Origin of the sequence: Rhodopseudomonas palustris HaA2 (genome assembly GCF_000013365.1) — a bacterium.
Classification (GTDB): Bacteria; Pseudomonadota; Alphaproteobacteria; order Rhizobiales; family Xanthobacteraceae; genus Rhodopseudomonas; species Rhodopseudomonas palustris_J.
In genome coordinates this window covers 4,481,555-4,502,171 of sequence record NC_007778.1, presented here as the reverse complement: position 1 = coordinate 4,502,171, position 20,617 = coordinate 4,481,555, and the positions used below count along the sequence as shown (strand labels likewise).

At 67.4% G+C, this 20,617-nt stretch carries 18 protein-coding genes; 5 read left to right on the top strand and 13 right to left on the bottom strand.

Annotated elements, in window-relative coordinates:
• Positions 1-336 precede the first annotated feature (336 nt).
• From RPB_RS19885 to RPB_RS24950, 4 genes are all read right to left on the bottom strand, one after another.
• Positions 337-2,115 (bottom strand): adenylate/guanylate cyclase domain-containing protein, encoded by a 1,779-nt coding sequence (locus RPB_RS19885; RefSeq protein WP_011442820.1) that lies wholly within the window; start codon positions 2,113-2,115, stop codon positions 337-339.
• Between the two features lie 204 nt (positions 2,116-2,319).
• Positions 2,320-3,423, bottom strand: a complete 1,104-nt coding sequence (locus RPB_RS19880) for a YcjF family protein (protein ID WP_011442819.1) — start codon at positions 3,421-3,423, stop codon at positions 2,320-2,322.
• Positions 3,420-4,889, bottom strand: a complete 1,470-nt coding sequence (locus tag RPB_RS19875) for a YcjX family protein (RefSeq protein WP_011442818.1) — start codon at positions 4,887-4,889, stop codon at positions 3,420-3,422. The genes RPB_RS19880 and RPB_RS19875 overlap by 4 nt, the downstream gene beginning before the upstream one ends.
• Positions 4,890-4,894: 5 nt before the next feature.
• On the bottom strand, positions 4,895-5,224 hold the full coding sequence (locus tag RPB_RS24950; RefSeq protein WP_198135197.1) for a hypothetical protein: 330 nt from the start codon (positions 5,222-5,224) through the stop codon (positions 4,895-4,897).
• Here RPB_RS24950 and trhA point away from each other — a divergent pair.
• Positions 5,114-5,812: a PAQR family membrane homeostasis protein TrhA gene (trhA, locus tag RPB_RS19870; protein ID WP_011442817.1), complete on the top strand. Its 699-nt coding sequence runs from the start codon at positions 5,114-5,116 to the stop codon at positions 5,810-5,812. The two genes, RPB_RS24950 and trhA, sit on opposite strands and share 111 nt — an antisense overlap.
• Before the next feature lie 119 nt (positions 5,813-5,931).
• Complete coding sequence (locus RPB_RS19865) at positions 5,932-6,732, top strand: SDR family oxidoreductase (protein ID WP_011442816.1); 801 nt, start codon at positions 5,932-5,934, stop codon at positions 6,730-6,732.
• Positions 6,733-6,949: 217 nt separating this feature from the next.
• Here RPB_RS19865 and mdlC read toward each other — a convergent pair whose 3' ends face one another.
• The 5 genes from mdlC to RPB_RS19840 all read right to left on the bottom strand — a co-directional run bounded on the left by mdlC (position 6,950) and on the right by RPB_RS19840 (position 13,517).
• Entirely contained in the window at positions 6,950-8,572 is a 1,623-nt protein-coding gene (gene mdlC, locus RPB_RS19860) for a benzoylformate decarboxylase (RefSeq protein WP_011442815.1), read from the bottom strand.
• Positions 8,573-8,875: 303 nt separating this feature from the next.
• A complete protein-coding gene (locus RPB_RS19855; protein ID WP_011442814.1) occupies positions 8,876-9,733 on the bottom strand; it encodes an FAS1-like dehydratase domain-containing protein in 858 nt (285 codons plus the stop codon).
• A gap of 14 nt (positions 9,734-9,747) precedes the next feature.
• The gene (locus tag RPB_RS19850; RefSeq protein WP_011442813.1) at positions 9,748-10,842 is read right to left on the bottom strand and encodes a CaiB/BaiF CoA transferase family protein; all 1,095 of its coding nucleotides are present in this window, start codon (positions 10,840-10,842) and stop codon (positions 9,748-9,750) included.
• Between the two features lie 203 nt (positions 10,843-11,045).
• A complete protein-coding gene (locus tag RPB_RS19845; protein ID WP_011442812.1) occupies positions 11,046-12,221 on the bottom strand; it encodes an acyl-CoA dehydrogenase family protein in 1,176 nt (391 codons plus the stop codon).
• 30 nt (positions 12,222-12,251) lie between these two features.
• Entirely contained in the window at positions 12,252-13,517 is a 1,266-nt protein-coding gene (locus tag RPB_RS19840) for a cytochrome P450 (RefSeq protein ID WP_011442811.1), read from the bottom strand.
• A gap of 359 nt (positions 13,518-13,876) precedes the next feature.
• Between RPB_RS19840 and RPB_RS19835 the strand changes: the two genes are divergently transcribed.
• Positions 13,877-15,049 (top strand): isovaleryl-CoA dehydrogenase, encoded by a 1,173-nt coding sequence (locus RPB_RS19835; RefSeq protein ID WP_011442810.1) that lies wholly within the window; start codon positions 13,877-13,879, stop codon positions 15,047-15,049.
• A gap of 342 nt (positions 15,050-15,391) precedes the next feature.
• Here the strand turns inward: RPB_RS19835 and RPB_RS19830 are convergent, their stop codons facing one another.
• Entirely contained in the window at positions 15,392-16,207 is an 816-nt protein-coding gene (locus RPB_RS19830) for a DUF2927 domain-containing protein (RefSeq protein ID WP_011442809.1), read from the bottom strand.
• Between the two features lie 86 nt (positions 16,208-16,293).
• Positions 16,294-16,875, bottom strand: coding sequence for a L,D-transpeptidase (locus RPB_RS19825; RefSeq protein WP_011442808.1), 582 nt, complete (start codon positions 16,873-16,875; stop codon positions 16,294-16,296).
• A 183-nt stretch (positions 16,876-17,058) separates the two neighbouring features.
• Here RPB_RS19825 and RPB_RS19820 point away from each other — a divergent pair, with 183 nt between their 5' ends.
• Both RPB_RS19820 and RPB_RS19815 read left to right on the top strand, forming a co-directional pair.
• Positions 17,059-18,603, top strand: coding sequence for an acetolactate synthase large subunit (locus RPB_RS19820; protein ID WP_011442807.1), 1,545 nt, complete (start codon positions 17,059-17,061; stop codon positions 18,601-18,603).
• A gap of 96 nt (positions 18,604-18,699) precedes the next feature.
• Positions 18,700-19,134: a DUF5413 family protein gene (locus RPB_RS19815; RefSeq protein WP_011442806.1), complete on the top strand. Its 435-nt coding sequence runs from the start codon at positions 18,700-18,702 to the stop codon at positions 19,132-19,134.
• Between the two features lie 108 nt (positions 19,135-19,242).
• Here RPB_RS19815 and RPB_RS19810 read toward each other — a convergent pair whose 3' ends face one another.
• Both RPB_RS19810 and RPB_RS19805 read right to left on the bottom strand, forming a co-directional pair.
• The gene (locus RPB_RS19810; RefSeq protein WP_011442805.1) at positions 19,243-19,560 is read right to left on the bottom strand and encodes a hypothetical protein; all 318 of its coding nucleotides are present in this window, start codon (positions 19,558-19,560) and stop codon (positions 19,243-19,245) included.
• Positions 19,561-19,786: 226 nt separating this feature from the next.
• Positions 19,787-20,488 carry a VIT1/CCC1 transporter family protein gene (locus RPB_RS19805; protein WP_011442804.1) on the bottom strand — a complete coding sequence of 234 codons (702 nt, stop codon included), beginning with the start codon at positions 20,486-20,488 and terminating at the stop codon, positions 19,787-19,789.
• Between the last annotated feature and the right edge of the window lie 129 nt (positions 20,489-20,617).

Below are 20,617 nucleotides of genomic sequence, written 5' to 3'. Positions count from 1 at the left end.
GCGCGGTTGTTACTTCATCAAGTCCGGTGGTCGTGGACCCGCCCATCGCACGTTCGTCGTGATGAAATTTGCGCGGGTTCACGCCGCGCGGCGGCGGATCGGCGACCGAAAACCGGGAGTGTGCGCTGGATCACAAAGCGCCGCAGCTGCGCGCCGCGCCCTCAGAGTCCGACTTGAAATGAGAGCTACAAGATCAGGTACTTAAGTTCGTCATTGCGAGGAGCGAAGCGACGAAGCAATCCAGAATCACGCACCCGGCGCACTGGATTGCTTCGCTTCGCTCGCAATGACGGGGGGAGAGCCTAGACTTTGCCTCCCGCATTTTCGGTCAGGCCCTCAGGCGAGCGTCAGTTCGCTCGGGTCCAGCGCTGCGGCGAGGTCGCGCGATTGCGCGATCGGGCAGACCTGCATCGGCTCGACGCGGCCGCGGATCTCGACCTGCTGGGTCGGCCAGGCGTCGGCGGCGACGCCGGCGGTGGCGCGCAGTTCGTCGGACAGCAGCGTCTCGCAGCCGAGCGCCTTGGTCATGTCCTGCAGCCGTGCCGCGACGTTGACCGAGTCGCCGAGCGCGGTGAACACCATGTGGTCGCGATAGCCGATCTCGCCGAGGATGACGTCGCCGCCATGGATGCCGATGCCGAAGCGGATCGGTTCGGGGAGATCGTGGCCGAGGAAGCCGTTGAGTTCGTCGACGGCGGCGGCGATCGCCGAGGCGGCGCGGATCGCGTTGCGGCAAGCGTCGCGCGGCATGTCCTCGAGGCCGAACAGCGCCAGCACGCCGTCGCCGATGAACTGATTGGGCCGGCCGCCGCAAGCGATCACGGCGCGCGACACCGCGCCGAGGAATCGGTTGACGATGAACACGGTGTCGAACGGCAGTCGCGTCTCGGCGATCTTGGTCGAGCCGCGCAGATCGACGAACATGCTGACGAGGTAGCGCTCCTCGCCGGCTTTCATCGCGCGCGCCATCCGCCGTGCCGCGGCCGCGTTGCGCGGCGGAAAGATCGGCATGAAAGCGAGGTCGTGGGTCGGCCGCAACTGGCAGGCGAGGCGGATCGACGGATCGTCGCCGGCGCCGACGCTGTCGAGCACGAAAGCCTCGCGGCTCGACGGCGCCGGCAGCTCGGCCGGGTCGCCGATCACGCGGATCCGGCAGGTCGAGCAGCGGGCACGGCCGCCGCAGGCGCTGGCGTGCGGAATGTTGTAGCGCTGGCTCGCCTCCAGCACGCTGGTGCCCTTCGGCACCCGGATGCTGCGGTCGGTGCCGTAGGTGAGGCGGATCATGCCGCCGCGCCGCTCGTTCAGGCTGCGCGCGGCGCGGGCGATCAGCGCCAGGCCGATCAGCCCGAGATAGCCGAACACGAACGCGTCGCCGATCCGGTCGAGCGTCGCCTGCTGATGAAGCGTGCCGAGCTGCTTCACCGACATGTTGGCGTCCTGCCAGCCCGGCGCGGACGCGGCGCGGATGGTGTCGCGGCCGCCCTGATAGAAGCCGAGCAGCGCCAGCGTCGGAATCAGCACCGCAAGCGCGAGCAGCCACGGCATCGCCCGGCGCGCCATCGGCTTGATCCGCAGCCAGATGGTCAGCCCGATGCAGCCGTGCACCCAGGCGATCAGCAGCACCGCCACCATCAGCCACAGCCGGGAGGCCGGCCAGACCACCCAGTAGGCGTACAGCGCCTGCGGATACAGCTTGTCGATGTCGTACAGCACGTTGCTGAGCCGCAGCCCGATCACATGGCTGTAGATCAGCAGCGGCACGCTGAGGCCGAGCAGGAGCTGCAGTGGCTCGACCGTCCGCCAGCGAAACTGCCGGCGCTGAACCAGCGCCCACAACCCCAGTCCGGTATGCACCGCGACCGAGCCGTAAAACAGGATCGCCACCGGCAGGAACTGCCAGAATGCGAGGTGCCACATCACCCCGGCTTCGAGCGCTTCCGCCGAGACGTTGCCGAGCGCGTGATTGAGGTAGTGGCTGAGCAGATAGGCGAACAGCACCAGCCCGGTGAACATCCGCACCTGGCGCAGCCCGATGCCGCGCAGGAAGCCTAACCGCCGAGGTCGGGGTTCGGCGGTGCTGCGGGTTCGGTCGGTGATGGTTCGCGGGTTCGGCACTGGCGGGTTGTCGAGGGAATCCCGGCCGCGGTCAACACGCGGGGCGGCATTCGCGATACCGTGCCTTCACCTCTCCCCGCGCGCGGGGAGAGGTCGGATTGCGCAGCAATCCGGGTGAGGGGGCGTTTCCGCAGGGTCGAGAGTCAGCGACTCGCGTCGCCCTCACCCCAGCCCTCTCCCGCAGGCGGGAGAGGGAGCGCGACGCTACTCGTCCTTCTCGCGCTTCTTCAGCAGATCCTTGACCAGATCGCCGAGCACCGGGCGGGACAGGGCGTCGAACGGGAGCGGCCGCGTCAGGTCGATCGCGGCGAGGCCGAGGCGGGCGGTCAGCATGCCGTTGACGACGCCTTCGCCGAGCTTGGCCGACAGCCGCGAGGCGAGGCCGTGGCCGAGCACGGATTGCATCACGCTGTCGCTGAGCGCGATGCCGCCGGTGACGGCGAGGTGCGATATCGTCTGCCGCATCAGCTTGAACATGCCGAGCGCGCCGGGGCGGCCGCCGTACAGCCGCGCGAGCTGGCCGATCAGCCGGGTGGCGACGATCGCCACGAACAGCACGTCGATCAGCGCCTTCGGGCTGATCGCAGTCACCAGCGAGACGCGCTGCGCCGCCTTCGAGATCATCACCCGCGCTTCGAGGTCGAGCGGCGTCATCAATTCGCGCTCGGCGAGCCTGATCAGATCGGCGCCGTCGATGATGTCGTCGATGTGCTTTTCCAGCGTCGCACGGCCGCGCGCGAGTTGCGGATTGGGGTGCTCGAATTTCAGCAATTCGCGGATGATCGCCTGCGCCTCGGCGCGGTTGTCGGTTTCGAGCACCTTCGCGGCCCGGGCGTGCAACTGCTCGATCCGCGCCAGCCGGATCAACCCGAATGCCTCGCGGCCGACGATGATCGCGAGCGAGCCGGCGGCGAGCAGCGCCAGCACCATGCCGACGGTGCCGAGCGTCTGGCTCTGCGCGAACAGATCCTCGATCAGCTTGCTGACCCACAGCCAGAACGCCAGCGTCACCAGCCCGCCCGCGGCTGACCAGAACAGCGTGCCCCAGCGGAAACCCTTCTTCGGATTGATGACGCTGGCCGGCGGTTTCGGCGCGACGATCGGCGGCTCGGCTTCCTTGGCGAGCTGGATCCGCGCGCGCGGCGGCGGCGCCGAGGCCGACGACGCCGCTGACGCCGTCGACGACGCCGTCGCGCTCGCCTGCGCGGCGGGGCGGCTGCTGCCGCTCTCGTCGGAATCGATCAGCACAACGCTCGGATCGGTGAGCTTGAAGGTCGCCGGCCTTCGGGGAGGCACCCGCTCGGTCATTGCAGTTGATCTCCGATCAGGAACTGGAGCGCGCGGTCGAGGCGGATGTGAGGCAGTGCCGGGCCGTCCGGATCGCGATTGTCGAGCCGTGGCGGCCGGAAGCGCAGGAAGCGAAAATCGGCGTCCTCGTGGCGGCCCGCGGCGAGGCCGCGAAACGTGTCCTCGCCCTTGAACAGCCCCTGCAGATTGGTCGGCAGGTCGCCGGGGAAGGTAGCGACCTCGGTCTCGCCGTCGAAGATCTCGCCGTCGGCCATTTCGCCCTTGATCGGGGTGCCGACGATCGACGGCAGCCGGTCGCGGCCGCGCTGCACCTGGGCCTCGCGGGTGGCGCGCACCGCGGCCAGCGCCACCACGTCGACGGTCGCCCCGGCGAATTCGGCGCGCTGCATCGCCCGCTCGACCAGCTTGCGCAGGATCGCCTCCAGCCGGTCGTGGCTGGAATGGTGCAGATGGTCGGCCTTGGTGGCGGCGAACAGGATGCGGTCGATCCGCGGCCGGAACATCGTCGACAGCATCGACGCGCGCCCGACCCGGAAACAGTCGAGAATGCCGGCGAGCGCGGCTTCGAGGTCCTGCAGTGCCTCGGGGCCGGCGTTGAAAGCCGACAGCGCATCCGCCAGCACGATCTGGCGGTCGAGCCTCGCGAAGTGATCGCGGAAGAACGGCCGCACCACCACGTCCTTGTAGGCCTCGTAGCGTCGCACCATCATCGCCCACAGCGAGCGCTCCGGCGCGGTGCCGCCCTCCGGCACATCCAGAGGCGCGAAGGTCAACGCCGGCGAGCCGGCGAGGTTGCCGGGCATCAGGAAACGGCCGGGCGGCAGCAGGCTCATCGCGAACTGCTCGTTGCGGCAGTCGCGCAGATAGGTGGTGAACAGCCGCGCCGCGGTCAGCGTTTCCTGCTCGTTCTCGCGGCCGTTCGGATCGAGCGTGGCGAGATGCGCATGCCAGTCGACGGCGACGCGGCGGCGCGGGTCCTGTCGCGACAGCGCCAGGCTCTCCGCCGCCCATTTCTCGTAGCTCTTGTTCAGCAGCGGCAGGTCGAGCAGCCATTCGCCGGGGTAGTCGACGATGTCCAGCGTCAGCGTGCGTTCGGCGCCGTTCTTACGCTGATAGTCGATCACCAGCCGCAATTCGCTGATATCCACCGTCGAACTCGGCCAGTCGCGCTGCTCCATCAGGGTGGCGAGAAAGCCCTCATAGCCGAACCGCGGCACCGCGTCGTCGGGCTGCGGCGCCAGCCGGGCCTTGGCGATTCGTCCGGTCGACATCGATTCGAAGATCGGAAACCGCCCGCCGCGCGACAGGCCGTGCACCAGCGCGGTGATGAACACCGTCTTGCCGGCACGTGACAGCCCGGTGACGCCGAGCCGGACCGTCGGATTGAAGATATTCTCGCTGTAGTCCTTCAGCGCCCGCGCCGACAGCCACGCTTCCTCGACCAGATCTGAAAAACTGAAGGCCATGCGCGCTAAGGTTCAATCAGGAGGCGGTTACCGGCAAAACTAAACGGAAAACGAGCAGTGCGACAATCCGACCTGCTGCCGACAGGCCCCGGGGCCTTGGCTTCGCCGCCTTTGAGGGGGATAAAATCGGTCAGGAACGGCAGGACGCGCCGCGAATTGTATTGCATCGCCGCCGCCAACCATGAATGCGCCAGATCAATTCGAGACAGGGTGTCGCTCCGCCTATGACGATCTTTCGGATCAAGCAAATCGATTCGCATTCCAGGATCGACTCCAGGGGATCGGTTCACTGGAATTACGATCGCGCCGAGCTGATTGCGGATGGCGTGGTCCACGTGCTGGGCCTCGTCGCCGGCCTGATCGCCGTGACCGCGCTGATCACGCTGACCGGAGTGTTCGCGAATACGTCCAAATTCGTCTCGGTCACGGTCTATGCCGCCGGCCTGCTGGCGATGCTGGGTTTGTCGGCGGCGTATAATCTGTGGCCGGTGTCGCCGCGCAAATGGGTGCTGCGGCGGTTCGACCATTCGGCGATCTACATCCTGATCGCCGCAACCTACACACCGATCATCAGCCAGATCAAGGACCAGATGTTCGCGCTGGCGCTGCTCGCCGGCGTCTGGAGCGTCGCGCTGGTCGGCATCCTGCTGAAGCTGTTCAAGCCCGGCAAGTTCGACAAGCTCTCGGTCGGGCTGTATCTGGCGATGGGCTGGAGCGGGCTGATCGCCTATGATCATGTGGTCGAAACGCTGCCCAATCTGGCGATGTGGTTCCTCGCCGCCGGCGGCGCGCTGTACACGCTCGGCGTGATCTTCCACGCCTGGCGCCGGCTGCGATTCCAGAACGCGATCTGGCACGCTTTCGTGCTGGTCGCCGCCGCCTGCCACTATGTGGCGGTGATGGACCTGGTGCTGGCCGCCTAGCGCCGCGGACGGCGTTTGGCGCTGTTCCCGTTGCGCATATCCCGGCTGCAAAACCGGGTGCCACTTCGGCCGGATCCGCGCTAAGACACCCCCAACAACAACCATTCGGGGGAAAAATCATGCAGGTTGCGGGCAAGGTCGTCGTCGTCACCGGCGGCGGCAATGGAATCGGTCAGGCGATGTGCGAGGCCTTTGCCAAGGCCGGCGCCGCCAAGGTCGTGGTCGCCGATCTCGATGAGGCCCGCGCCGAGGCGGTGGCCGCCGCGATCGGCGGCGCGGCGTTCAAATGCGACGTCGCGAAAGAATCCGACATCAAGCACGTGATCGACGAGACCGAGCGGCGCTTCGGCCCGATCGCGCTGTTCTGCTCCAATGCGGGGATCGGCGGCGGCTTCGATCCGCTGTCGGAGAATGCCGGCGGCGCGTCCGACGAGCCGTTCATGAACAGCTGGATGATCCACGTGATGGCGCATGTCTATGCCGCACGGCATCTGGTGCCGCTCTACAGAGCGCGCGGCGGCGGCTATTTCCTCAACACGATTTCGGCGGCGGGCCTGTTGTCGCAGGTCGGCAGCCCGGCCTATTCGGCGACCAAGCACGGCGCGGTGGGCTTCGCCGAAAATCTCGCGATCTCGCACAAGGCGCACAACATCAAGGTCTCGATCCTGTGCCCGCAGGGCGTCGACACCAACATGCTGCGCGGGCTGCCGAAGGGCCCGCAATCCGCCGACGGCGATCTCAGCCCCGAGCAGGTCGCGCAGGACGTGATCGAGGGGCTCGCCGAAGAGAGCTTCCTGATCCTACCGCACAAGCAGGTGATCGACTACATGCGCAAGAAGACCGAGAACTACGACCGCTGGATCGGCGGCATGGCCAAGATCCAGGCGAAATTGCGCGAGACGTTCGGCGCGAAGGGGTAGTTGTTCGACGTTGCCGCGCGCTCTGCCTAACCTCTCCCCGCGCGCGGGGAGAGGTCGACCGGCGAAGCGTAGCGCAGCCGGTCGGGTGAGGGGGCGTCTCGACGAGGCCGAGAGTCGGCGACCGGTCTCGCCCCTCACCCCAACCCTCTCCCCGCAAGAGCGGGGCGAGGGAGCTCGCCGTGCTCGTTGCGGGCGCTGCGGATCATGTTGCGACGACCTACCCGTTCTTCGCGTACAGCAGCGGCACCGCGCTATCCAGCGTCGCCTCGACCACGAACACGCCGTCATGCGCCAGCGCGCGGGCGAGCACCGGCGCGAGGTCCTCACAGCGTGACACGCGTTCGGCGACACAGCCCATCGACTGCGCGAGCTGGACGTAGTCGATCCCGGGCAGCTCCAGCCCGGGCACGTCGCGGACCTGCATCACCTGGCTGAACGAGCGCATCGCGCCGTAGCCGCCATTGTTCAGCACCACCACGGTCAGCGGCAGCTTGCGCTCTGCCGCAGTCCACAGCGCCTGGATCGAATACATCGCCGAGCCGTCGCCGATCAGGCACACGGTGCGGCGCTCCGGATGCGCCAGCGCGAAGCCGACCGCGGCCGGCAGCGACCAGCCGAGGCCGCCGCTCGCCATCGTGGCGAAACTGTCCTGGCCGCGCATCGGCATGAATTTCTGCATCGCCAGCCGATGCGACGGCGCTTCCTCGACCAGCATCGTGCCGGCCGGCATCGCCTTGCTCAACGCATCGAGCAGAAATTCGGCCGGCATCGGATCGGCCGCGGCAGGCGCTGGCGGCAGCGCCCGTGCCGGCGGCGCCGCGCATTGGGTCTCTGGTAACAACTCCAGCAGCAGCGATAATGCCGGCTTCATGGTGGCGATGATGCTGGTGCCGAGCGGCGTCACCGACGCGGCCTCGGCGTCGTCGGTGATCTGGAACAGCGACGTTGCGCCGTCGAAGATCGACGCGCGGCCTTCGACATGGAAGGTGAACACCGGTGCGCCGATCACCACCACGACGTCGTAGGCGCCGATGGCTTCGGAGAGTTGCCCCGGCGAGGCGGGCAGGAAGCCGGCGAACAGCGGATGCCGCTCCGGGAAACTGCAGCGCGCCGAGAACGGACTGACGAACACCGGCGCGTTGGCGCGCTCGGCGAGGCGCACCATCAAATCGACCGCGGCGGCGCGATCGATCGCGGGGCCGACCACCAGGGCGGGCTTCTTCGCCTCCGCCAGCGCCTCCGCCAGCGCCTGCATCGCCGCGCGCTCCGGGCCGAGTTCGCGCGTCACGTTGCGCAGCGGAACCGGCTGCGCGGGCCGCGCCCAGTCGTCGATCGGCACCGACACGAAGGTCGGCCCGCACGGCGGCTGCATCGCCACATAATAGGCGCGGGCGATCGCCGCCGGCACGTCCTCGGCGCGCGCCGGCTCGATGCTGTATTTCACGTAAGGCCGCGGAAATTCGGATGCGCGTTCGGCGCCGAGAAACGCCTGTAACGGCAGCAGGCTGCGCGCCTGCTGGCCGGCGGTGATCAGCAGCGGCGTCTGGTTCTTGAACGCGGTGTAGATGTTGCCGAGCGCGTTGCCGACGCCGGCGGCTGAATGCAGATTGACGAAGCCGGCGTTGCGCGTCGCCTGCGCGTAGCCGTCGGCCATCGCCATCGCGCTCGCCTCCTGCAGCGCCAGTACGTAGTCGATGTCGTCCGGCCAGTCGCTGAGGAACGGCAGCTCGGTGGAGCCGGGATTGCCGAACACCTTGTCGATCTTGAACGCGCGGAGCAGATCGAGCGTGGCGGATTTGACGGTGCTGACGGCAGCGCTCGGCTTCGGCTTCTTCGGCAAGGCGGTTTCCTCCGGCGGCGGCGCGCCGTGATTGTTGCTTGCGCCGATCAATCAGCAGGAGGCGAGGGGAGTCAACAGCCTGTGCAGGCAGTACGGGCCTTGCACGGCGCGTTTCAGCGATGCTGAAGGCCGCTTCGCTGTACCGGGCACAGCCTGCTCCCTCTCCCCGCTCTTGCGGGGAGAGGGGTGGGGTGAGGGGCGGCGACGAGCACTGAGTCTCGGCCTCGTCGAGGCGCCCCCTCACCCGACCGGCTGCGCCGGTCGACCTCTCCCCGCGCGCGGGGAGAGGTTAGGACGCGGCTGCTACCAGCTCGCGGTGCCCTTCATCGTCGGCACGCCGTCGGCATTCGCGGTCCACAATTCGAGGCCGGTCGCCGTCTCGTTGGCGTTGACCGAAAATTCCGCGCCGTCGAACAGCGGCTGCACGCCGCGATAGGAGAACGTCTTCGGCGCTGCGCCTTTCAGCTTCGCGGCGAATTCGACCAGCAGTGCGGCCTGCATCGGGCCGTGGACGATCAGGCCGGGATAGCCCTCGACCTTGGTGACGTAGTCGCGGTCGTAATGGATGCGGTGGCCGTTGAAGGTCAGCGCGGAATAACGAAACAGCAGCACCGGATCGGCGAGATGGCTCTCGCGATGCTGCGCGGCCGGCGGCGCGGTGGCGGGCTTGGCCGGGGCCGCCGGTGTGGCGGAGGGCGGCGGCACGTCGCGATAGACGATGTCCTGGCGGTCGCGGATCGCGATGCCGCGCGGGGTGGTGATCTCGTGATGGACGGTGACGAAGCACAGCGTGCCGGTCGAGCCCTGCTTGATCGTCACGTCGCCGATCGTCGAGGTTCGCGTCACCTCGTCGCCGACCTTCAGCGGATCGATGAAGGTCAGCTCGCCGCCCGCCCACATCCGGCGCGGCAGCGGCACCGGCGGCAGGAAGCCGCCGCGGGTCGGGTGGCCGTCGGGGCCGAGCATGTCCATCGGATACACCGGCTGGCCGAGGCACCAATGCGCGGTGAAAGGTGCCGCGTCGCCCGCCGCGGGCTTGCCGATGTCGAGAAACAGCGTCGCGCGCAGGCCGCGGACGAGCTGCGCCGTGACGGTGTCGGCGGCCTGTTCGCTGCGGCCGATCCATTGCCGCAGGTGATCGATGTCGAGCGCGTCAGTCATGGTGTTGGCCCTTGTTACTTGCGCTTGTCGCCGATGCCCGGCACGGCGCCGTACCGGCGGTCGTCGCCGACCACGATCGCGGCCGGCGCCGGATAGGTCACCTTGCCGTTCGGGGTGTCGACCTCGATCCGGCGCAGATGCGGATGCTGCGACAGATCTTCCATCGTGTTGACCTCGGCGAAGGCGATGTCGGCGCTGGCGAGATGTTCGAGCAGATCGTCGCGGGTCAGCGAGCCGAAGATGTCGGCGACGATCTTGTCGGTGTAGGCGCGGTTCTTCACCCGCTCGACGCCGCTGCACAGCCGCGGATCGGTCGCGAGATCCGGCTGGCGCAGCACGTCCGAGCAGAGTTTTTTCCACTCCCGCTCGCTCTGGATCGAGATCAGGATGTCCTTGCCGTCCTTGGAGGTGAACACGCCATAGGGCGCGATCGACGGATGCGCCAGCCCGAGCCGTTTCGGCGGATTGCCGGCCTCGGCGTTGAGCAGCGGCACGGTCAGCCAGTCGGCCATCACGTCGAACATCGAGATCCGGATGTCGGCGCCCTGGCCGGTGCGGCCGCGGCCGATCAGCGCTTCGAGGATCGCCGCGTGCGCGGTGGCGCCGGTGGCGACGTCGACGATCGACATGCCGACGCGCGAGGCGCTTTCCGGGCCGCCGGTGATCGAGGCGAGGCCGCTTTCGGCCTGGATCAACAGATCATAGGCCTTGCGATGCGCGTAAGGCCCGTCGTCGCCATAGCCGGAGATGGTGCAGATGATCAGCTTCGGATAGTCGGCGCGCAGCCGCTCGCGGGTGAAGCCGAGCTTGTCCATCGAGCCGGGCTTCAGATTCTGCAGCAGCACGTCGGCCGAGGCGATCAGCCTTTCGAGTTCGTCGCGGCCTTCCTTGGTCGCAAGATCGACCACGGCGGAGTCCTTGCCGCGGTTGAGCCAGACGAAGTAGCTGCTCTGGCCCTTGGCGGCGTGGTCATAGCCGCGCGCGAAATCGCCCTCGGGGCGTTCGATCTTGATGACATGGGCGCCGGCATCGGCCAGCCGCGAACTGCAGAACGGGGCGGCGACCGCCTGTTCGACGGCGATGACGGTCAGTCCTTCGAGCGGGAGCATGCTCACCTCTCCCCGCTTGCGGGGAGAGGTCGGATCGTCGCGTAGCGACGGTCCGGGTGAGGGGGCGTCTCCGCAAGGCCGAGAGTCAGCGACTCGTGTCGCCCCTCACCCCGACCCTCTCCCCGCGAAGAGCGGGGCGAGGGAGCTCGCTGCGACTCGTGGCGAGCGCGCATCTTTCCGAAGCTGATCAGCATGACCCGCCCTCAATACGACCGCGGCATGCCGAGCACGTGCTCGGCGAGATGCGACAGGATCAGGTTGGTGGAGATCGGCGCGACCTGATAGAGGCGCGTTTCGCGGAATTTGCGTTCGACGTCGTATTCCTCGGCGAAGCCGAAGCCACCATGGGTTTGAATGCAGGCATTGGCGGCCTCGAACGAGGCATCAGCGGCGAGCATCTTGGCCATGTTGGCCTCGGCGCCGCAATCCATGCCGGCTTCGTACTTCCGCGTCGCTTCCTTCACCATCAGCTCGGCCGCGCGCATGTTGGCGTAGGCCTTGGCGATCGGAAACTGGATGCCCTGGTTCTGGCCGATCGGCCGGCCGAACACCGTGCGGTCCTTGGCGTAGTTCGAGGCCTTGGCGATGAACCATTTGGCGTCGCCGACGCATTCCGCCGCGATCAGGATGCGCTCGGCGTTCATGCCGGAGAGGATGTAGCGGAAGCCCTTGCCTTCCTCGCCGATCAGATTTTCCTTCGGCACCTTGAGGTCGGTGAAGAACACTTCGGTGGTGGCGTGGTTCATCATGGTGCGGATCGGGCGGATCTCCAGCCCATGGCCGCGCGCTTCGCGCATGTCGACCAGGAACACCGACAGGCCCTCGGTCTTCTTCGCCGCCTGATCCTTCGGCGTGGTGCGCGCCAAGAGGATCATCAGATCGGAATATTCGGCGCGGCTGGTCCAGATCTTCTGGCCGTTGACGACGTAGTCGCCGTTGTCGTCCTTCTTGGCGAAGGTCTTCAGCGAGGTGGTGTCGGTGCCCGAGGTCGGCTCGGTGACGCCGAACGCCTGCAGCCGCAATTCACCGGAGGCGACCTTCGGCAGCCACTTCGCCTTCTGCTCGTCGGAGCCGTGCCGCAGCAGCGTGCCCATGGTGTACATCTGGGCGTGGCAGCCGCCGCCGTTGCAGCCGGCGCGCTGGATCTCTTCCAGGATCGCCGCCGCGGCCGACAGCTTCAGCCCGGCGCCGCCGTATTCCTCGGGGATCAGCACCGACAGATAGCCGGCGGTGGTCAGCGCGTCGACGAAGGCCTGCGGGTAGGCCATCTCGCGGTCGAGCTTGCGCCAATATTCGCCGGGGAACTGCGAACACAGTTTGGCGACGGCGTCGCGGATGTCGTGGAATTCGTCCTGCTCCGCGGCGGCATGATGTTTCATTTTGGAGGCTGTCTTCTTTTTCTTAGGGGGTCATGAGATGCGAACCGGCAAGGACTCGTAGCCCTTGACGAAGCTCGAATACACCCGCTTCGGCTCCCCGACAACTTCAATGCGCTCGAACCGTTTGAGCATTTCTTCCCAGACGATCTTCAGTTGCAATTCGGCCAGCCGCATCCCGACGCAGCGGTGGATACCGAAGCCGAACGACAAATGGATCTTCGCCCGCTTGCGGTCGATGATGAACTCGTTCGGGCGCTCGATCACCTCGTCGTCGCGGTTGCCGGAGACGTACCACATCACCACCCGGTCGCCCTTCTTGATGGTCTTGCCGCCGAGTTCGGTGTCCTGCAAGGCGGTGCGGCGCATATGCGCCAGCGGCGTCTGCCAGCGGATCACCTCGGGTACCATGGTGTCGATCAGCGCCGGGTTGGCGCGCAGCTTGGCGAACTGGTCCGGGTTCTGGTTCAGCGCCAGCACCGAGCCGGTCATGGTGTTGCGGGTGGTGTCGTTGCCGCCGACGATCAACAGCAGGATGTTGCCGATCAGATTGTCGCGGTCCATCTGCCGTGTGGCGTCGTGATGCGCCATCATCGACAGCAGGTCATTCCGTGGCTCGGAATTGACGCGCTCGTTCCACATCGCCGCGAAGGTCGCGGCGCATTCGTTCAGCTCGCTGCGGCGTTCCTCCTCCGACGCCACGATCATGCTCTTGGGCAGCGCGGTGGCGACGTCGGACCAGCGCGTCAACTTGCGGCGCTGCGCGAACGGGAAGTCGAACAAGGTGGCCAGCATCTGCGTCGTCAGCTCGATCGAGACCCGCTCGACGAAGTTGAAGGTCTCGTTGCGCGGCAGGCCATCGAGCACTTTCTGCGTCCGGCCGCGGATCAGCACCGCGAGTTCGTCGAGATGGTCCGGCGTGAACATCGGCGACACCGTCTTGCGCTGCGCCGAGTGCCGCGGCTCGTCCATCGCGATGAAGCTCGGCCAGTCGTAGCCCTGCGGCGCGTCGCGGATCGAAATGCCGCCGAGCGTCGAATCCGACGAGAAGATCTGATGGCTGGTGTCGACATGCATGATGTCGTTGTACTTGGTCACGCTCCAATACGGCGCGATCGGCGCGTTGGTGCAGTAGTGCACCGGCTCCTCGGCGCGCAGCCGCTCGAACCACGGCCACAGCGTGTCGTCGCGGAAGTGCCGCGGCGCGCCGGGGTGGAATTGCGACAGCGGCGTCGCATAGGCTTCCTCGCGCGCGGCGCGCTGGCGGGCGGCGTTGTCGATCTCGATGGTGCCGTGCATGAAGGGCCCTCGGTTGTTGTGCGTTGGCGTTTCTGTCCGATGGGCCGCCATGCGGCGGATCGGCCGTCCTCCCGTCCGCCGTCTCGAGCGCGGCGGATCGTGCGGGCGACTACAACCGGTTGTCGTGGCGAGAGCAAGGTACTCCCGGCGCATCCGGCCATGCTCACGAACAAATTGATCCGGCAACGGATTTCCGTCCGGCAGCGTCTTGCGTCGAGGCGCTGGCGAGCGCTCCGAAAGCCTCGCCGGAACGACCAATGGAGCCTTCTCAGCCCTGCGGCGCCATGACATGGTGGCCGCAACCAGAACACTGGCGCGCGGCTTCAACGCTGCGCCCGACGAGTGGAGACGTTCCGACCATGATCCCCAACGCGCAGAGCATGTTCAATTTCGATCTCGGCGAGACCGCCGATGCGATCCGCGAGACGGTGCGGGATTTCGCCTCGAACGAGATCGCGCCGCGCGCCGACGCGATCGACAAGACCAACACCTTCCCGCGCGATCTGTGGCCGAAGCTCGGCGAGCTCGGGCTGCACGGCATCACCGTCGAGGAGGAGTATGGCGGGTCCGGTCTCGGTTATCTCGAGCACTGCATCGCGGTCGAGGAAATCTCCCGCGCCTCCGCCTCGGTCGGCCTGTCCTACGGCGCGCATTCCAATCTCTGCATCAACCAGATCCGCCGCAACGGCAGCGAGGCGCAGAAGCGCAAATATCTGCCGAAGCTGATCAGCGGCGAACATGTCGGCGCGCTGGCGATGTCCGAGCCCGGCGCCGGCTCCGACGTGGTGTCGATGAAGACTCGCGCCGAGAAGAAGGGCGACCGCTTCGTCCTCAACGGCAACAAGATGTGGATCACCAACGGCCCGATCGCCGAGACGCTGGTGGTCTACGCCAAGACCGATCCGAATGCCGGGCCGCGCGGTATGACCGCGTTCCTGGTCGAGAAAGGCTTCAAGGGATTCAGCACCGCGCAGAAACTCGACAAGCTCGGCATGCGCGGCTCCGACACCGGCGAACTGGTGTTCGAGGATTGCGAGGTGCCGGAGGAGAACGTGCTCGGCGAGGTCGGTCGCGGCGTCAACGTGCTGATGAGCGGGCTGGACTACGAGCGCGCGGTGCTGGCGGCGGGGCCGCTCGGCATCATGCAGGCGTGCATGGACGTGGTGATGCCCTATGTGCACGAGCGCAAGCAGTTCGGGGAGCCGATCGGCACGTTCCAGCTGGTGCAGGCCAAGATCGCCGACATGTATGTGACGATGAACGCCTCGCGCGCCTACGTCTATGCGGTGGCGAAGGCCTGCGACCGCGGCCAGACCACCCGCGAGGACGCCGCCGGCGCCATCCTCTACGCTGCCGAGAAGGCGACGCAATGCGCGCTCGATGCGATCCAGCTGCTGGGCGGCAACGGCTACATCAACGACTACCCGACCGGGCGCCTGTTGCGCGACGCCAAGCTCTACGAAATCGGCGCCGGCACCAGCGAAATCCGCCGGATGCTGATCGGCCGCGAGCTGTTCGCCAAGACGGCGTAGGGCGGATAGTTCGGCGAAGAGCCTTCCCCGCGCAGGGCGTCATCTCTCCCCGCGCGCGGGGAGAGGTCGACCGGCGTAGCGCAGCGAAGCCGGTCGGGTGAGGGGGCGTTTCCGCTCAGCCGAGACTCCGCGACTCGCGTCGCCCCTCACCCCAACCCTCTCCCCGCAAGGGCGGGGCGAGGGAGTTCGCCGTGCTTGGTGAGAGGCAGAGCACTTGGTGAGATTCAAAAGTGCTTGGTGAGCGTCAAAGCGCTTCGGGAGAGTCAAAGTCCTTGGTGAGAGGACGAGCAGTCGCCGGTGGCTTTGACCAGCAAGCAATGCGCGTGATCGTTCGTGCCCGTCTCACGGCCCCGTCCCGTTCACCCTCGCGACCCAGCCACGCACGTCGCGCATCACTTGCGGCAGTACGGCCTTGACCTCCTGCACCGTCATCCCCGGCTTGATCTCCGGGTGATACAGGATGTTCATCAGATACTGGTCGTAGACGTCGAAATAGCCCTTCTGGACGCCGTCGTTGAACATCGTCCACGGCACCGCGTCGGTGTCGTTGATCGGGCCGAGCGACTGCAGCAGTTCCTCATAGGCGCAGTCGAGAAAGACGAAGTCGCCGTTGTCGACGGTCAGGATCACGTTGGCCTGTTCGATCTCGTATCTGTCGTTCTTGCGGAAGCCGGACAGGCATTGCGGGTCCAGCGACTGGTGGATCTCCCGCGCGCGCTCGGCGCCGTAGAAGCTCGCGATCGTCTTGCCGAGATTCTTGTCGCGGACCAGGTGGACGGTGACGTTGGCCTCGTCGCCGTCGTCGGTCATGGCGATGTCGAGATGGCGGACGCGCCTCGCGATGTCGGCGACCACCCGGGCGAGCTGGGCGCGGCGGTCGGGCCGGCTCTCGCCCTCGGCATGGATCCGCACCGGACCTTCGAATTTCCGGATCCGATCGACCCGGCCGGCGACGTGGTACTCGGCCCCGAACGCGGTCTTGAAGAAGCCGTCGAGGATCTGGCTGTCGCTGAAATCCGTCTTCTCGGCGCGCTGGTCGGCGGCGATGTCGGTGGGTTCGGCCGCCGACGAGGAAGCCGCAGCCGACGACGTCAGAACAGCGGCGACGATCGCCGCGAGCGCGCGTCGGACGGGTCGGGGGCGGGGGCCGCGTTGCATCGCCGGACGCTGCCGCAATCCCGGCGGCCGCACAACCCGCAATTCGGGGCATCGGGCCCGATGCGGGCCCGACGCACGCGATCGTGTCAGTTCTTGACCACGACCGTGGTGCCGACGCGGACGCGCTCGTAGAGATCCTTGACGTCCTCATTGGTCATCCGGAAGCAGCCGGACGAAACCGCCTGGCCGATCGTCTCCGGCTCGTTGGAGCCGTGGATACGGTACAGCGTCGAGCCGAGATACATCGCCCGCGCGCCGAGCGGATTGTCCTCGCCGCCGGCCATATGGCGCGGCAGGTCGGGGCGGCGGCGCAACATCTGCGCCGGCGGGGTCCAGCTCGGCCATTCCTTTTTCGCGGTGATGCGGTGGGTGCCCGACCAGCGGAAGCCGTCGCGGCCGACGCCGATGCCGTAGCGCAGCGCGGTTCCGTCGGCGCCGACCAGATACAGCCGCCGCTCGGAGGTGCTGATGACGATGGTTCCGGGCGCGTAGTTGCCCATGAACTGCACCCATTCGCGCGGCACCGGGCTCACGCCGGAGGAGCCGGACCGGAAAAACGGCCCGAAGCCCATCACCTCGCGCAGGTCTTCCTGCGCCGATGCCGGCAAAATCCCCGCGACGGCGATGGCGGCGGCGAACACGAACACGCGGGCAACAGAGCGAACCATCGGTGAACCTCGCAATCGTCGGAATGTGACCCCAGACAGGCCACAATCGCAGCTTCGGCGCAAGTCGTCGGGACGGCGCGCATTGTCGCCTCGCGCAATTCTGATCCGCGCTGTGGCCCTTTGACGAAACCCCGGAACAATGATTGATCGGTCGAATAATCGTCACAACCGGGGAGAGACGCGATGAACGGTGCCGAAAGTCTGGTGCGGACGCTGGTCCATGGCGGCGTGGACGTCTGCTTCACCAATCCCGGCACCTCGGAAATGCACTTCGTCGCCGCGCTCGACCGCGTCGAGGGCATGCGCTGCGTGCTCGGCCTGTTCGAGGGCGTGGTCACCGGCGCCGCCGACGGTTATTTCCGGATGAAAGGCACGCCGGCCTCGACGCTGCTGCATCTCGGCCCCGGCCTCGCCAACGGCCTCGCCAATCTGCACAACGCCAAGAAGGCGAGTTCCGGCATCGTCAACATCGTCGGCCAGCACGCCACCTACCACATCGACTACAACGCGCCGCTGACCTCCGACATCGAGGGCCTGGCGCGGCCGATGTCGGCCTGGGTCCGCACCTCGCCGGACGCGCAATCGGTGGCGCGCGACGGCGCCGCCGCGATTGCCGCCGCGAAGAGCGCGCCGCCGCAGATCGCCACCCTGATCCTGCCCGCCGACACCGCCTGGGGCGAGGCCGACGGCATCGCCGAGGTGCCGCAAGACACCCAGCGCCCGAGCTATTCGCCGCACGCGGTGGAAGCCGCGGCGCGCGTGCTGCGCTCCGGCGAGCCGACGCTGCTGCTGCTGACCGGCGGCGCGCTCACCGAACACGGCCTCGAGCTCGCCGCGCGGATCGCCGGCAAGACCGGCTGCCGTGTGATGGGCCAGACCTACAATCCGCGGATGGCGCGCGGTCGCGGCCGCTATGCGATCGAGCGGATTCCCTATGTGATCGAAGCCGCGCTGCCGATCCTGAAGGACTTCCGCCACATCGTGCTGGTCGAGGCCAACGATCCGGTGGCGTTCTTCGCCTATCCGAACAAGCCGAGCCTGCTGAAACCGGACGGCTGCGAGGTACATCGCATGACCGAGGGCGGCGAGAATTCCACCGCAGCGCTCGAAGCGCTGGCCGGCGCGCTCGGCGCCAAGGCGGCCGACGCCCAGCCGCAGACCCATGTCGAGATCGCGCGGCCGAGCGGCGCGCTGACCCATGCCTCGATCGCCCAGGCGATCGCGATGGCGATCCCGGACAACGCCATCGTGATCGACGAATCGATCACTACCGGCCGCGGCTTCTTTCCGCCGACGGCGGCGGCGGCGCCGCACGACTGGCTGCAGAACATGGGCGGCTCGATCGGGTTCTCGCCGCCGGTCGCGGTCGGCGCCGCGGTGGCGTGCCCGGATCGCAAGGTGATCTGCCTGGTCGGCGACGGCAGCGCGATGTACACGCTGCAGGCGCTGTGGACCCAGGCTCGCGAAAATCTCGACGTCACCACCGTGGTGTTCGCCAACCGCAAATATCAGATCCTGCGCGGCGAGTTCGACGGCGTCGGCGCCGGCGAGCCGGGCCAGCGCGCGCAGGACATGCTGTCGCTGGATCGGCCGAACCTCGACTGGGTGTCGCTGGCCCGGGGCATGGGCGTGCCGGCCCGCGCCGTGACCAGCGCCGATGAACTCAACAAGGCGCTCGACGCCGGCGTCGCCGGCAGCGGTCCGAATTTGATCGAAGTGCAGATGTAGCCGGCGCGCCGGGCCGGCGGACGAAGCGGTTGTCGGACGCCCCGGCTCCGGCGTAGCCTGAGGGCCGGCGGCGCGGTTGCCGCCGGTGGAGCAGAGATGAAGCGATATCTGATTTTCGGCGCGCTCGGTCCGTTTGTCGGCGGGCTGCTGTTGCTGTTGGCGACCAGCTATCTGTCGGGCTACTGGGCCCACACCGATCTGATGGAGGTGAAGAAGTTCGTCGTCGTGCTGTTCAAGTCGCTGCAATACAGCTACCTGTTCGGCCTGCTGCCGGCGCTGATGATGGCGGCGATCGACGAGATCATCTGTCACATCCGCCCGATCGGCCCGCGGGTGCGGATGCTGATCGTCGGCCTGATCGGCTTCACCGCCACCGCCTTCCTGTATTCCAACCGCGGCGCCGACATGGGCTCGCTGCAGTTCGTGCTCTACGGCGTGGTCGGCCTGGTGCCGGCGATGCTGTCGTCCTGGCTGGCCGAAAGGTACTGTCCGCCGGTCGTCCCGAAGACGACGGAGGGGGCGTCGGCATAGCGCCGCAGTCGTCCGGCGCTGATCGACTCAGAGCCGGCGCTTTCGATTCTGGATGAGGTGTCGTCTCGACGCGAACCGGTCTCGGCTTCGCGCGAGACGCTGTCGGTCTCAGCCGCGCGCGGCGGCGCCGCCCCAGTCGCTGAGGCTTTCGATCGCATTGTCCTGTAGCGCGGTATCGATCTTGTCCTTCAGTTCGGCGTGGCGTTCGCGCGCCGCTTCGAACTCGGTCTGGCTCATCGCGCCGCGATGCGCCCGGATCTGCGGATCGAGCCGCAGGAATTCCTCGGTCTCCGCGGGCGAGAGCCCGGCGATCACGGTGACGCCGCGCGAATCCTTGATCAGCGCGCGCATCTGCTCCAGCCATTGCCGCAACGCGGTCTCCTGCTCGAGCAAGCCGATGATTTTCTGTTCGAGGGTATGAGCCATGGTCCTTCGCCTCCCGCCGATGGTCTGCTGAGCCATCTGCCAAGTCGCCTAACCGACCGCCGCGGCCGCCGCTTTGTGCCGGATCAATTGGTGCGGTGCGCCAGTGTGCGGCCGATTGGCGCGAATGCGAGCGAGGGGCAGAAGCGGAGGGAGTAGCGTCGAATGGCGGCCTGCTTTCGCCGAACGCGAAAGGTGCGGGATCGACGGCAGAGGGCTTGCCGGCGATCTAGAGAATCGCGCCGAAGAGCCTGCCGATCCCGGCCGTGATCCCCAACGCCAGCGCGCCCCAGAACGTCACGCGGGTGGTGGCGCGCAAGATGCCGGCCCCGCCCGCCTTGGCGCCGACGGCACCGAGCACGGCGAGGAAGCCGAGTGAAGCGGCCGACGTCAGCTGGATCAGCAGGTTCGCAGGCGCGATGATCACCATCGACAGCGGCATCGCGGCGCCCACCGTGAATGTCAGCGCCGAAGTCAGGGCCGCCTGCACCGGCCGGGCGGTCGTCGTTTGCGTGATGCCGAGTTCGTCGCGCGCGTGCGCGCCGAGCGCATCCGACTTCATCATTTGCGCCGCCACCTGTCGGGCCAGCATCGGGTCGACGCCGCGCTTGACGTAGATCTCGGCGAGTTCGTCGAGTTCGCCGCCGGGATCGTCGCGCAGCTCGCGGGCCTCGCGCCGCAGGTCGGCGTTTTCGGTATCGGATTGCGAGCTCACCGAGACGTATTCGCCCGCCGCCATCGACATTGCGCCGGCCACAAGCCCGGCGATGCCGGCTACCAGCACCTCGTCCCGGTTCGGTGTCGCCGCGGCGACGCCGACGATCAGGCTCGCCGTCGAGATGATCCCGTCATTGGCCCCGAGCACCGCTGCGCGCAGCCACCCGATCCGATTGACGAGGTGGATCTCCTTGGGTCGGACGGGTCGGATCACGAAGCGACTCCGGAACGGATGCGGGATCGAGGCTCATCGACGAGTCCGACAATCCTGTCGTCTGAATGCGATTCTCTGCGGGGGCGCAACGGGCGCGTTACTTCCGCGGCCGGCCTCGCTTGGCGAAGT

Coding starts and splice junctions, on each gene's coding strand:
- RPB_RS19880 (WP_011442819.1), bottom strand. CDS start 3,423: ATGACCGAGCGGGTGCCTCCCCGAAGGCCGGCGACCTTCAAGCTCACC.
- RPB_RS19875 (WP_011442818.1), bottom strand. CDS start 4,889: ATGGCCTTCAGTTTTTCAGATCTGGTCGAGGAAGCGTGGCTGTCGGCG.
- trhA (WP_011442817.1), top strand. CDS start 5,114: ATGACGATCTTTCGGATCAAGCAAATCGATTCGCATTCCAGGATCGAC.
- RPB_RS19865 (WP_011442816.1), top strand. CDS start 5,932: ATGCAGGTTGCGGGCAAGGTCGTCGTCGTCACCGGCGGCGGCAATGGA.
- RPB_RS19855 (WP_011442814.1), bottom strand. CDS start 9,733: ATGACTGACGCGCTCGACATCGATCACCTGCGGCAATGGATCGGCCGC.
- RPB_RS19850 (WP_011442813.1), bottom strand. CDS start 10,842: ATGCTCCCGCTCGAAGGACTGACCGTCATCGCCGTCGAACAGGCGGTC.
- RPB_RS19845 (WP_011442812.1), bottom strand. CDS start 12,221: ATGAAACATCATGCCGCCGCGGAGCAGGACGAATTCCACGACATCCGC.
- RPB_RS19840 (WP_011442811.1), bottom strand. CDS start 13,517: ATGCACGGCACCATCGAGATCGACAACGCCGCCCGCCAGCGCGCCGCG.
- RPB_RS19835 (WP_011442810.1), top strand. CDS start 13,877: ATGATCCCCAACGCGCAGAGCATGTTCAATTTCGATCTCGGCGAGACC.
- RPB_RS19830 (WP_011442809.1), bottom strand. CDS start 16,207: ATGCAACGCGGCCCCCGCCCCCGACCCGTCCGACGCGCGCTCGCGGCG.
- RPB_RS19825 (WP_011442808.1), bottom strand. CDS start 16,875: ATGGTTCGCTCTGTTGCCCGCGTGTTCGTGTTCGCCGCCGCCATCGCC.
- RPB_RS19820 (WP_011442807.1), top strand. CDS start 17,059: ATGAACGGTGCCGAAAGTCTGGTGCGGACGCTGGTCCATGGCGGCGTG.
- RPB_RS19815 (WP_011442806.1), top strand. CDS start 18,700: ATGAAGCGATATCTGATTTTCGGCGCGCTCGGTCCGTTTGTCGGCGGG.
- RPB_RS19810 (WP_011442805.1), bottom strand. CDS start 19,560: ATGGCTCATACCCTCGAACAGAAAATCATCGGCTTGCTCGAGCAGGAG.